This window comes from Granulicella sibirica (assembly GCF_004115155.1).
Classification (GTDB): domain Bacteria; phylum Acidobacteriota; class Terriglobia; order Terriglobales; family Acidobacteriaceae; genus Edaphobacter; species Edaphobacter sibiricus.
In genome coordinates this window covers 1205813-1218452 of record NZ_RDSM01000001.1, presented here as the reverse complement: position 1 = coordinate 1218452, position 12640 = coordinate 1205813, and the positions used below count along the sequence as shown (strand labels likewise).

The 12640-nt window shown below is 62.8% G+C and carries 7 protein-coding genes; 2 read left to right on the top strand and 5 right to left on the bottom strand.

The features are described from left to right. Nucleotides 1-39 precede the first annotated feature (39 nt). The 3 genes from GRAN_RS05165 to mfd are packed head-to-tail and all read right to left on the bottom strand — an operon-like array spanning nucleotide 40 to nucleotide 6115. The gene (locus GRAN_RS05165; protein WP_128911894.1) at nucleotides 40-1812 is read right to left on the bottom strand and encodes a DUF885 domain-containing protein; all 1773 of its coding nucleotides are present in this window, start codon (nucleotides 1810-1812) and stop codon (nucleotides 40-42) included. Nucleotides 1813-1830: 18 nt separating this feature from the next. Beyond that, nucleotides 1831-2187: an energy transducer TonB gene (locus GRAN_RS05160; protein ID WP_128911893.1), complete on the bottom strand. Its 357-nt coding sequence runs from the start codon at nucleotides 2185-2187 to the stop codon at nucleotides 1831-1833. Nucleotides 2188-2224: 37 nt separating this feature from the next. After that, nucleotides 2225-6115 (bottom strand): transcription-repair coupling factor, encoded by a 3891-nt coding sequence (gene mfd / locus GRAN_RS05155; RefSeq protein WP_128912978.1) that lies wholly within the window; start codon nucleotides 6113-6115, stop codon nucleotides 2225-2227. A 129-nt stretch (nucleotides 6116-6244) separates the two neighbouring features. Between mfd and GRAN_RS05150 the strand changes: the two genes are divergently transcribed. Beyond that, nucleotides 6245-7603, top strand: a complete 1359-nt coding sequence (locus GRAN_RS05150; RefSeq protein ID WP_128911892.1) for a hypothetical protein — start codon at nucleotides 6245-6247, stop codon at nucleotides 7601-7603. 62 nt (nucleotides 7604-7665) lie between these two features. After that, complete coding sequence (locus GRAN_RS05145; RefSeq protein WP_128911891.1) at nucleotides 7666-9531, top strand: glycoside hydrolase family 2 protein; 1866 nt, start codon at nucleotides 7666-7668, stop codon at nucleotides 9529-9531. 5 nt (nucleotides 9532-9536) lie between these two features. Here the strand turns inward: GRAN_RS05145 and GRAN_RS05140 are convergent, their stop codons facing one another. Next, nucleotides 9537-11165, bottom strand: coding sequence for an ATP-binding protein (locus tag GRAN_RS05140; protein ID WP_128911890.1), 1629 nt, complete (start codon nucleotides 11163-11165; stop codon nucleotides 9537-9539). Nucleotides 11166-11355: 190 nt separating this feature from the next. After that, complete coding sequence (locus GRAN_RS05135; protein ID WP_128911889.1) at nucleotides 11356-12513, bottom strand: glycoside hydrolase family 88/105 protein; 1158 nt, start codon at nucleotides 12511-12513, stop codon at nucleotides 11356-11358. Nucleotides 12514-12640: the final 127 nt, after the last annotated feature.

Below are 12640 nucleotides of genomic sequence, written 5' to 3'. Positions count from 1 at the left end.
TCTTAGCTCCTGGGACGCCTATATATTCGATGCAAGACCTTACAGCACAGGCGAGTCGTTATGCAGCATCGACTTGCGAATAATCTTCAGTGGTGCGAAGCCCTGCTGCATGAAAGCATTGTGGAAGGCCTGCAGGTTGAACGCCGCGCCCTGTTTTGCCTTCACGTCGTCGCGGAGCTTCAGGATCTCCAGCTTGCCCAGGGTGTAGTAGAGGTAGGTGGCGTCGGCGGTGCCGCGCTTGGTCTCCATCATGCCGATCGAGGGGGACTGGTAGCCCTCCTTGGAGAAGAAGGCGGCGGCTTCGTCGATGGTAAGTGGGCCTCCGACGCCGGTATGCATGCGGATGCCGACGATGAAGCGCGCGTCGCGGAGCAGCGCGTCCTGAAGCTGGCCGAGGCGGATGAGCTTGGCCTGCTTCGCCTGCTCCTCGGGAGAGCCGGTGAGGGTGGGCAGGTAGCCTTCGTCGAGCATCATCTGCTCGCAGTAGTGCGCCCAGCCTTCGATGTTGGTGTTTGCCCCAAGCACCTTGCGGATCTTCGAGGAGAACTGCGGCAGGTAGAGGAACTGCACGTAGTGGCCGGGGTAAGCCTCGTGGACGGCGGTTGAGGTGATGGTGCCGACGTTGAAGGAGGCCATGTGTTCGGCGATATGCTCCTTGGTCCAGTCCTTCTCGGGCAGCGTGACGTTGAAGTAGGCCTTGGTGGAGTTGGTTTCAAAGGGGCCGGGAGGGTCCATCGACGCCTGCGTGGTGGCGCGCATGAAGGGCGGCGTCTCTTCGAGCGTGGGCTCCACGTCGCTCGGGATCGAGATGATGTGATGCGAATTGATAAACCCGATCAGGCCGGAGAACTGGTCCTGGAAGGTCTGTAGCAGCTTATCCGGCGGAGGATGGATGGTCGCGAGCAGGGCGAGGACCTCCTGCGGAGTCTTCGTGGGATCGATCTCCTTCGCGACGCTGGCGAACTCAAGCTGATTCCGGTGCAGGTCGCCATAGCCGATCTGAAGCAGGCTTTCGAGCGGGATGTCGACCATCTCGTCGTAGGCAAGCTTCTTGCGGAAAGTATCAGTGCCGAAGCGGAAGTCGCCACTGGAGCGCGGGAGCAGGTCGCTCTTCATCCAGGCGGCATAGTCTTTGAGAGCCTGGATGACGGCGGCGTTCGACTTGGCGAAGGCGGCCCTGGTGGCGGGGTCGGTAGCGTCGGCAAAGCCTGCGGGGAGATCGTTCTGGAAGAAGCTGATGGAACCGTCAATCTGCTCGAGCGCGATCTCGGTGTAGATCTTTGGAGGATTCTTGAGGTTCTTGCGCGCCTCCAGCAACACCTGCGGCATGAGTTGTTCGCGGGCAATCACGGATCGCAGCCGCGTGTTCGCCGGAGCGAACTTGCGGCTCATGAGGACGAACGCCGACTGCGTGATGCCAGAAGAGTAGTTATCCGGGTTCTTCTCCCACGGTCGGATGACCTCGAGGCTCAGGAGCATGGACCGGATGTTGCCGAGGAGGATCTCACGGTCGCCGGCGATGGGCGCATCGAGCGAGTCGGCGGGGATAGCCTCGATCTTCTGCTGAATGGCATGCAGGGCCGCTATCTCGCGCTGGACGGCGCTGGCGGAGTAGTCCTCGAGCTGGGTGTCGTACTGATGCAGACCGGCAGAGGTTCCGTTGGTCGGCGAGAAGTGGAAGTAGATGTCGGAGAAGAAGTGCTCGGCGTAGAAGTCGAGCGTCTGCGGTCCGCCGTCGGCGGAGATCCGCTGGGCTGGAGCGAGGGGCGCGGCGAAAGCTGAGAGCAGGATGAGGAGAAAGAGACGCTTCATACGGGACGATGCTCCAGGCTAGTGAGGGGACTTGTAGGCGACCTCGATCTGGATCTCCTGGGCGACAGGCTGACCGGACTTGAGGGCGGGTTTGAACTTGTACTGCGAAACGGTGGCAAGAGCGTTCTTGTCAAAGCGGTCGCCGCCGGTGCGAACGATATGTACGTTCTCCGGCACGCCCTCAGTGTTGACCGTGAGGCCGACAAGGACGGCGCGCTCGGGGTTCTTGAAGTGGCTGCGCGGGTAGGTAGGCGCGACGGCGGAGACAAGCACGCAGTTGGTGGTCGCATTGGCGTCTGCCGCTGGCTGGGGCTGCTGTCCCGGCGACGCTATCGGGAAGAGCAGGAGAACCGTCAGCAGGAGCCGGATGCGCATGCAGATACTGTACCTCGCGGCGGTGCAGGCTGTGCGCTCACGACGCAGGATCAAGGGAGTTGAGCAGCGCGCGGGTCTCAGTAAGAACGTCTTCGGCTTTCGCTGAAGTCAGTGGCCAACGCAGGACACCCTGTGGCGTGAACTGCGCGCCGTTCTTGGTATTGCGGCTGACGAGCTTCATCAAGAGGCCAGGGTCGATGCCCATCTTCTGCCGCCCGGATTCAGCGGGGGCGTGGGTGCTCTCAGTGAACTTGACGTATAGCATCTCGCGCATGGGCTTGATCGAGCCCGCCTGCCCGGGCGTCGCGGGGCGTGCTCCCGCTGTAGCGCGGACGGCCATGGTCGCGTTCGTAACCGGCCGCGAGGCCACCGCACGGTAGGTGTGCTGCAGCGGATTGTGGACGGGAGCCTGCCCGTAGCGCCCGGGAATGCTTTGACGACCGTTGATCGTCGGTGCGGGCTTCGCGGCAGCCTTGGGGTCTGCCGGAAGGTCAATGGCTGTCCGCTTACGCTCGAGCGAGGCAATGCCGAGGCGCTCACAGTGAATGCGGATCTCGCCCGCGGACAGCAGGTTCTTTACGGAGTCGGGAATGTCCCCGTAACGGTCGGCAAGTTCGGCACGAACGTCCTCGAGCGTGGCCTCATCCGGTGCTCCGGCGATCTTCTTGTACATACGCAGGCGCTGGTTCTCTTCCGGGATGTACGTCGCGTCGATGCGCAGCGAGATGCCGAGGTTGAGGGTCGCGGTCTCCTCGGTCGGGCCGTCCTCGCCCTTGAGCTTGGCGACCGCTTCACCGAGCATCGTCGTATACATCTCGAAGCCGATGGCCTCGATGTGGCCGGACTGCTCGCCGCCAAGCATGTTACCCGCACCCCTTAGCTCAAGGTCAAGCGCGGCGATCTTGAAGCCTGCGCCTAAGTCAGAGAACTCCTTAAGCGCGGCTAGCCTGCGGCGTGCTATCTCGGTGAGTTCCGTCTCGGGTGGAATGAGAAGATAGGCATAAGCGCGGCGATTCGAGCGTCCGACGCGTCCCCTGAGTTGGTATAACTCGCTCAGTCCATGCCGATCAGCGCGGTTGATGATGATGGTGTTGGCGAGTGGGATGTCGAGGCCGTTCTCGATGATCGACGTGGCGCAGAGCACGTCATACTCGTGGTTCATGAAGGCGAGCATGACGCGCTCGAGCTCGGCTTCCGGCAACTGGCCATGGCCAACGACGACGCGTGCACTCGGAACTAACTCGCGGATTTTTGAGGCTAACTCGTAGATGGTCTCGACGCGGTTATGCACGAAGTAAGTCTGGCCACCACGCTCTAACTCCATCTCGATGGCCGTGCGCATGAGCTTCTCGTCGAACTTGGCGACGATGGTCTGGATGGCCATGCGGTCTTTCGGCGGCGTCTCGATGACCGACATATCGCGCAGGCCAATGAGCGACATGTGCAGCGTGCGCGGGATGGGCGTTGCAGACATCGCAAGGACATCGATTGACGCGCGCATCTGCTTGAGCCGCTCCTTGTGCTTGACGCCAAAGCGCTGCTCTTCGTCGACGATAAGCAGGCCGAGGTCCTGGAACTTGAGCGACTGCCCGAGAATGGCGTGGGTGCCTACGAGGATGTCGATCTTGCCTTCCGCGCACTTCTCCATCACCTCGGCCTTCTCCTTCGCGGTGCGAAAGCGGGAGAGCATGTCGATGTTCACGGGGAAGTTGGCGAACCGCTTCTTGAAGGACTCGAAGTGCTGGAAGCTGAGGACCGTCGTAGGCGCAAGCACAGCCACTTGCTTGCCATCCTGCACGGCCTTGAAGGCGGCTCGCATGGCGACTTCGGTCTTGCCGTAGCCAACGTCGCCGCAGAGCAGGCGGTCCATGGGCTGGGTCGATTCCATATCACGCTTGATGTCGGCGATGGCGGAGAGCTGGTCGTCGGTCTCGGTGAAGTCGAAGGCGTCTTCGAACTCGTGCTGCATGTTGGTGTCGGGAGAGAAGGGCGTTCCTTGCGCGGCTTTGCGCTGCGCGTACAGCTTGAGTAACTCGCCGGCCATGTCGGCCATGGCCTTCTTGACCCGCGCCTTGGTCTTCTGCCACGCGGGGTTGCCGAGCTTGTTGAGCTGCGGTGCAGGTCCAGTATCGGTGCTCCGATACTTCTGGATAAGATCCAGTCGCGTCAGCGGAACATAGAGCTTCGCTTCATCCGCGAACTCAAGAATCATCAGCTCGAGCGGTGTGGCGGCGGGGTCTTCATCGAGCACACGCAGACCGCAGTAGCGTGCAATGCCATGCTCGACGTGCACAACGTAATCGCCGACGGCTAAGTCGCGGAAGTCGGAGATAAACGCTGATGTCTTGGACTTCGTACGGCGAGTAACACGCGGCGCGACATCGGCGTCGTCGGTAAGATCCTGCGCGCCGAAGAGAACGATCTGCCGAGCCGTCGCCTTATCAAGGTCGAGCACCTGCACGCCGTTCGCAATGGCCGTCTTGACGATGACCGGCGTGCGCAGATCGCCGCCAAGATAGCTCGACTCCGAATAGACCGTCGTCGAGCCGGGCTGCGTGTTGCGCGAGCCGAGCCGGTACGGTACGCCATACTCCTGCAGAAGCGACGCAAGCCGCTCGACCTCGCCCTGATTCGGCGCGGTCAACAGAACGCGCGTATCGCCAAGGGTAAGGTCCTTGATGGCCTCGATCAGCGTCGGGATCGACCCATGAAAGCGCTGCGTCGGCCGCGTGTGAAAGTCGACCTCGGAGAGGTCTGACCGATCCGCATCGAGGATATCGACCGCGCCAAGCTGATCGAGCTCGCATCCGCTGAAATCGCGCAGGCGGTCATCAAGTGCCCATGGCGAGATGTAGATGTCCTCAGGGCGGATAAGGTTTCCGATGCCGGCACGCTCGTGGCGCTGCTCGACCTTGTTCCACCAGCGCTCGCCCTGGTTCTTGACCATCGCGGGCTCTTCGATGAAGACGCGCGTCGTCGGCCCAAGCAGATCGAGCAGCGTCCCATTAGCCCCGGCTACGGGTGCAAAGAACTCCCATCCCGGAAAGATCGTCGCCTCACCGCTGCGTGTGGCTACATGAGTTTGTAACTCGCGCGGTTGCTCACCACCTTCTAGGTTCGCACCGGCCGCCGAACCCGACCGAGTCAGCCTGGCGTTCACGGCGGCGAGGATCTTTTCCGTGATGGGGAACTCGGTAAGCGGCAGAAGAAGAACGTGATCCGTCGGTGACGAGGAGCGCTGTGTCTCCGGATCGAACTTGCGGATGGACTCGATCTCGTCGCCGAAGAAATCGATGCGGACGGGGCGTTCCTGCTCGGGCGAGTACACGTCGAGGATGCCGCCGCGCAGCGTCACCTGCCCGGGCATCTCCACCACGTCGACCTTCGTATAGCCGACCGAAAGCAGATGGTCGACGAGCATATCCGGCATGTACTCCTCGCCGGTGCGAAGGCGAAGTGCGAGGCCGTTGTAGAAGTCACGCGGGAAGAGCCGCATGCATGCCGCCTCGACTGGCGCGATGATGAGGCGCGGCGTGGCGGAGGTCTTCGAGGCGGATTTTTCGCACAGCTTCCAGAGCGTGGCGGCCCGGTGCTCCTGGATCTCGGGGTGTGGCGACAGGTTCTCGAACGGCAGCACATCATGCCCGGGCAGGCGCAGCACGGACTCGGGAGCCAGCGCCCCGGTCAGCTCGCAGGCGGCGGTGACGGCAAGGTGGAGAGCCTCGGCCGCCTTGTTGTCGGCCACGAGGATAAGGCACGGGCCGTTCGCCGCTTTCACGAACGACGGCAGATACAACGAGCGGGCGGTAAAGGTGAGGCCGGCGATGCGTCGGCGTCCGGAGCCCGCGGCGAGGTGTCGACGCACGCGCTCGAACGTCTCGGAACGTTCGAGGTCGGCTAAAAGGTCGCGGACGAAAGGCAAAACCATCACTTACAAGTTTATCCGGTTTGGCGGACCAGGACCGCGGGCCGTCCCGACACGATTCTGCTCGGTACTATGGAGATTGAAGCGCCCCGAACCTGCGGGATAGAAATCCACGCCGAAGGCCCGTCGAAAATGCCCGTGCGCCAGCTCTTCGCTCTTCTCGTCGCGCTCTGCCTTGCCCGGGCGAGCGCGCAGGCTCCCGCAAACGCTACGCCGCAGCTCTCTCCCCAGGCGGCATACGACCAGGCCGTCCGCCCGCTGGAGATCACAAGGCGCTCGCCGCAGAACTGGTCCGAGGCTGAGCTCGACGCGCTGAAGATCGCGACCGAGGAGGCAAAGACCAGTTGCCACGCGCGCGCACCCGACCAGTTCGCCGGGGAGGATTTCCTTGCCTATGCCCTTCTGTGCGCCTTCGCGCAGGAGTGGGCTCCGGTCCAGGTGGCTTCGTCGCTCTATTTGGCCGCCTACGAGAAAGCCGATCCGGACGCAAGAGCCAAAGACTTTCCGAGCCTGTCAAAGGCCTTCGACTATAAAGTGCAGGCGAGCCTGCACCTCAAAGACCCCGACACCGCCCTGGCCACCTCTCGCGACATGCTGCGGACGGTCCCCTGGGACGGCCTCGCGTCGGATGCGACCGGAAGCACGGTGCGCTACATTCAGCTCATCCAGAACCAGCATGCGGTCTCATTGCTGCTGCAGCGGCAGCCGATCCTCCTTGCCCTGCTGAAAGCGCACCCAACCACAGGTCCCCCGGCCCACGCACTTTACGCCGACGCAATCGCTCTGCCCGCAATGCAGCAGTTCGCCAACCAGCCGAAGGACGCCGAAAGCTCCTTCGCCGAGCTCGAGGCGAGTCTTCCCGCCGACATCTCCTCCGACGACGCCATCCTGATCGCCGAGACGCGCCGCCAGTACAAGCTGCTCGGCGGCCCGCTGCCGAAGTTCACCACCACGGCCTGGCTGCTGGACCCTGCGGCACCCGCGATGCCGGACCCGCAGACGTCTTTCGGTGCGGCCACCGTCTTCCTTCTCTTTCCTGACTGGTGCAACCAGTGCCTGGCCGTGGGGCCGAGGTTCGCGCCGCAGGGACACAGGCTCAACGAGACGGAAGCCCGTTTCTACGCGCTCCTGGCGCAGGCGACTCCTCCGCCGAAGCCAGCCCCCAAGGAGAACGCGAAGAGCGGCAAATCCACCCGCTCCGCTGCCCCGGCAACCCTGCTTCCCGGCGAAAAACCCGGTCTGCCGCGCGTGGATCTTTCGCTCACCATCAAGCCTACCGCAGCCGCGCTTCTCGTCGAAACGCCAACGTTTGCGGTCCCGAAGGAGACACTGAACAGCTTCGTGGCGACCGACTTCCCGCTGATCGTCGTGGTGGACCACAGCGGCATCGTCCGGAACATCCAGGTCGCACCGGATACCGCTCTCGTCCCCGGCGGTCTCATCGATCAACTCGCGGCGTGGGTCGTAGAGCGCTGGCCCCGGGCTCGGTAAGAGCCGCGCGGAAACAGGTCGTACCAATCGGGTGGTAAACTTCGAGGTCTTAGGGAGACGTCATGCAATCGAAGGTCAATGGTCTGGTTGTCGGAGTGGTCTGCGCCCTGGTGAGTTCGGGCGTTGTGTTTGGACAGGATGAGGCGCGCGGCTCCAGCGCCGGTCCGGGCGTGGGCAAGCCCTCAATCGTCCTGGTCGACGTCGACCGGCGTCAGACCACGAGCCTCAACGGCGACTGGCACATCATCGCCGATCCCTACGTCGCCGGTCTCTACGACTTCCACAACCACGTGATCGCCAACGGCTACTTCAACGACCAGGTCGCCGAGCCGGGCAAGAACACGCTCGTCGAGTACAACTTCGCCAAGAGCCCGACCATCAAGGTTCCGGGCGACTGGAACATGCAGAAGGAGTGGCTGCGCTTGTACGAGGGGCCGCTCTGGTACGAGCGCGAGTTCGACTACAAGCCCGAGGCCGGACACCGCGCGTGGCTGCACATCGGCGCGGCGAACTACCGCTCCCGCATGTACGTGAACGGCAAGGAAGCCTGCGAACACGAGGGCGGCTTCACCAGCTTCGACTGCGAGGTGACCGACTTCGTCAAACCCGGCGAGAACGACGCCGTCATCTACGTCGACGACACGCGCATGGCGGATGGCATTCCCACGCTTAAGACGGACTGGTACAACTATGGCGGCCTCACGCGCGACGTCTCCATCATCACGACCCCCGCGAACTTCATCGACGATTTCGACCTGCACCTCGACCGCGCCACCCGCTCGGTCATCGAGGGCTATGTCCACGTCGAAGGCGCTTCAGCAGGCACGAAGGTCTCGGTGACGATCCCTGAGGCGAAGCTCGCCTTCAGTGGCGTGACGGACGCCGATGGAAAAGCCGCCGTCTCAATGCCCGCGAAGGGCCTGTCGCTCTGGGCTCCGGGCAATCCGAAACTCTACAAGGTCACTCTCAAAGCCGGCGCGGACTCGCTTGAAGACGACATGGGCTTCCGCACCATCGAGACCCAGGGAACGCACATCCTGCTGAACGGCAAGCCCATCGTCCTGCATGGCATCTGCATTCACGCGGAGGCACCGTATCGCGGCGGCCGCGTCAACACCGATCAGGACGTCGCCACGCTCTTTGGCTGGGTGCAGGATCTCGGCGCGAACTTCGTCCGCCTCGCCCACTACCCGCACGACATGCGCATGGAGCGCGCGGCGGATAAGCTCGGCATCCTCGTCTGGTCGGAGGTTCCGGTCTACTGGGCGCTGCACTTCGAGGATGAGGCGGTCTTCAAGAAGTCGCAGGGGCAGCTCTCGGAAGAGATCCGCCGCGACCGCGATAAGGCGTCCGTCATCCTCTGGTCCATCGCGAACGAAACTCCAAGCACCGAGGCCCGCACCACCTTCCTCACCCGCTCGGCGAACTACGTGCACGGCCTCGATCCGACGCGCCTCGTGACGGCCGCTCTGCTTGTTCGTGGTGAGGGCAACACCAAGATCATCGACGACCCGCTCGGCAAGGCGCTCGACGTCATCGGCTTCAACGAGTACATCGGCTGGTACGAGAAGACTCCCGAAGCGATGGATCAGACCGACTGGAAGATCGCCTACGACAAGCCGCTGATCGTCAGCGAATTCGGCGGCGACGCCAAGGCCGGGCTGCACGGCGGCGAGCACGAGCGCTGGACCGAGGAGTACCAGGCCAACATCTTCCGCCACCAGATCGCCATGCTGAACCGGATTCCGTCTCTGCGCGGCACCACCCCGTGGATCCTGATGGACTTCCGCTCGCCGGTTCGCCAGCTTCCCGGCATCCAGGACGGCTTCAACCGCAAGGGCCTCATCTCCGACCAGGGCGAGAAGAAGGAAGCATTCGGAATCCTGCAGAAGGCCTACAAGAGCGACGGGCTCGGCAAGGCGGAGTAGCAGCGCTACGAGGCGTTTGGAAACGGCAGGAAGAGCGAGATCACCGTTCCGTGATGCTGCTTCCAGGCGCTGCTGCGCACCCGGATCGAACCCTCGTGCCGCTCGACGCTCTCCTTGCTGACCCATAAACCGAGGCCCGTTCCTCCGTGGCCTTTGGTCGAGAAGAAGGGATCGAACATCTCGGCGAGGGTCTTGGCGGTCATGCCTGTTCCGGTGTCCGCAATCGTGATCACGATACCGGCCCTGCTGTTGGCCCAATTCCTTCCGTCACGGCATCGCACGAGTAAACGCCCACCGCCAATCTGCATCGCGTCAACAGAATTGGTGATGAGGTGAAGCAGCGCCTGCCGGATCTCCGGCTCGCGGCAGACCAGCAGGTGACCAGCCCGGCACCGCGTGTCGACTTCAATGCCAAGCGGCCGCGTTCTGTCCGCCAGTTCGGCGAGCACGCCTTCGATAAGCCCGTTGACGTCCACCGGGGTAGCCTGCGCCGCCGCCTCCCGATGCACGAGCAAGGTGCGTCGGGAGATCAGCGCCGCCCGCCGCACCTCGCGCTCCGCCATCGACAGGTACTCGTCTCGCTCGGCCGCATCGTTCGTGTTGCGTGCAAGGTAAAGGAGGTTCGTTACCGACTCGAGCGGGTTGTTGATCTCGTGCGCGATCGTCGCCGCGAGTTTTCCCGCCGCGACCAGCCGTTCGCTCTGGATCAGGGCCTCCTCGGCCTGCTTGCGCGAGGTGATGTCGATCGAGACGCCACGCAGCCGGATCGGGGTCCCATCCTCCGAATACAGGCATCGAGCCCGCGCAAGCACCCACAAGATCGAACCGTCGTCCTTGATCAGCCGATACTCGGCGGAATATTCTTCGTGGCTATCAAGTGATCGCTGAACGGCCGCTTCGACCCTCTTGACGTCGTCCGGGTGGATCTTCTGCGTGAAGACAGCGGTCGGCGCGCCGGCGGAGGCTACTTGTGGATCGGCGCCATAGTGCAGCGCAAACTGCTCATCGCCCGAGACGATATCGTCCGGGACGTTCCACTCCCAGGTTCCGACGCAACTTCCGGCGACCAGTGTCATCCGCAACTGATCGTCGCTGGCGAGGAGCATGCGCGTCGCCAGCACCGTTCCGGTCACATCCTGCACGGCATTCAGAAGCCCGGCAATGCGCCCATTCTCGTAGATTGGCATCCGCGAGTAGTTCCAGAAGAAGTCCTGCAGCCGCTCGCCACTGTTAACCGGAATCAGCACATTCTCTTCCGTGATGGACTTGCCATGGGTGAGCACGGTAAGGAACTGCTCCTCCACCAACTTCCAGGATTCGCTCCAGACCTCCGAGAATCGTTGTCCGAGTGCCTGTGGATGGCGCGCCGCGAGGATGCTGACATAGCCCTCGTTGTAGAGCGTAATCATCTCCGGACCCCACACAATGTATGTGGGGATGGGCGACGAGAGGATGAGGTTGACGATGGCGAGCAGCGTCTCCGACCAACCTTCGACCGGGCCAAGCGGGGTTGTGTCCCATGCATGGGAGCGAATCAGGTCCGCGACCTCGCCCCGGCCCATGATCGGGCTGGTCGTAAGCGCCTGCCATGGGAATGATTCCGCGTAGCTCGATGACTCTGAACCAACCGTCATAAAACCTGATCCTGCGTCAGTCAAGACCGGTTTGCAAGAGCACGGTGGAGCGAAAGTAGCACCACCGTACCGATTCGGAACTTATTTAGAACCCAAAAACCAGGACGAGATGCGTGAACCATCCGTTCGACCACCGGCTATGCTCTGGTGTGATGCAAGCCAGCGGCCCCCAGGCTATTTTCCGCGTGGGTTACTTTGCACTCCTGGCCTGTGGCAGCTTCACGACTTCGGATCCGGCCATCAGGAACGCTCCTGTACCGAAGGCGTAGCTCGACGCCGCGGTAAACGCTCCAGGAGCGGCACCCACTGGCTGAATGCTTCCCAGTCGTCCATCCCCGTAGATGTTGCCGACCAGCGCCTTCCAGGCCCGCTCGACCACCGGTCGATACGTCCTGGCATCAAGCTGATGATGGTTGATCCCCCACGCCAGCGCATAGACAAAGAACGCCGAACCCGACACCTCGGGCAGGGGATAGCTTGGTGTATCCAGAAGCCCCGGGCTCCATAAACCGTCCGGCCGCTCGAGAGTGATCACCTTCGCGGCCATATCCTTCAACCGCTCGACGTAGAAGCTGTAGTTCGGGTCCGTCGGCGGCAGCACGTCGAGCACGCGCACGAGGCCACCCATCACCCAGCCGTTGCCGCGCGACCAGAAGATCTTCTGCCCGCCTTTCTCCCGCTTCTGGAAGTAAGTGGCATCGCGATAGAAGAGGTGCTCCTCTTTATCCCACAGCAGGTTATCGGTGATCTTCCACTCGTGATCCATGTAAGCGTCGTACTTCGGATCGCCCGTGGCGGCCGAAAGCTTCGCCCAGACCGGCGGAGCCATGAAGAGCGCATCGCACCACCACCAGACCTCTTTCTTCGGATCGTCCGGCTGCGTCATGATGTCGTCGAACTGTGCCTTCAGCGGCGCGATGATATTCGGATCGGGGTGCAGCTTGTACAACTCGAGGTATGCCTGTCCGATGGCCTGGTCGTCGGCATGAATGCGGCGCGGGCCAAGTGTCCAGCTATAGTGCTCGCCCACCTGGCGGTCAAAATCGGCATAACGGTTGTCGCCGAGCGTCTTGGAGGCTGCCATGAACCCGGCGTAGAGCGTCGCGATCGTCCAGTCCTGGCTGTACTTGCCCTGCATGCGTCCGAGTTCCCAGTCCGCGACCAGCTTCTCGGCAGCGCGGACCTCGTCCGGACGCGTCGAGCCCGAGAGCCTCGCTTTTGGACCGGGATCGGCCGGAGAGTCTCCAACGAGCGCGGATTTTTCGGCCGCCGTCTGGGCGAATACGGGCAGGGTGGTGAGGGTGGCAATCAGAAGCGTAGCGCAGACCAGCCGGTGGTGAAGTGCCATGTGGCGAAGTTCCTCTTTCAATCGTAAGTGGCCGTGCGGTACCAGGCCTGGGGACGTTGCAGCGGGATCAGTATAGGACGGCTGCGTCGAGGGTGGGAACGCCGTCCCCCGCAGCGTTCCCCGAAGT

What these genes read in the sequence shown, in the direction of transcription:
- GRAN_RS05165 (WP_128911894.1), bottom strand. Translation starts at nt 1,812, where the DNA reads ATGAAGCGTCTCTTTCTCCTCATCCTGCTCTCAGCTTTCGCCGCGCCC.
- GRAN_RS05160 (WP_128911893.1), bottom strand. Translation starts at nt 2,187, where the DNA reads ATGCGCATCCGGCTCCTGCTGACGGTTCTCCTGCTCTTCCCGATAGCG.
- mfd (WP_128912978.1), bottom strand. Translation starts at nt 6,115, where the DNA reads ATGGTTTTGCCTTTCGTCCGCGACCTTTTAGCCGACCTCGAACGTTCC.
- GRAN_RS05150 (WP_128911892.1), top strand. Translation starts at nt 6,245, where the DNA reads ATGCCCGTGCGCCAGCTCTTCGCTCTTCTCGTCGCGCTCTGCCTTGCC.
- GRAN_RS05145 (WP_128911891.1), top strand. Translation starts at nt 7,666, where the DNA reads ATGCAATCGAAGGTCAATGGTCTGGTTGTCGGAGTGGTCTGCGCCCTG.
- GRAN_RS05140 (WP_128911890.1), bottom strand. Translation starts at nt 11,165, where the DNA reads ATGACGGTTGGTTCAGAGTCATCGAGCTACGCGGAATCATTCCCATGG.
- GRAN_RS05135 (WP_128911889.1), bottom strand. Translation starts at nt 12,513, where the DNA reads ATGGCACTTCACCACCGGCTGGTCTGCGCTACGCTTCTGATTGCCACC.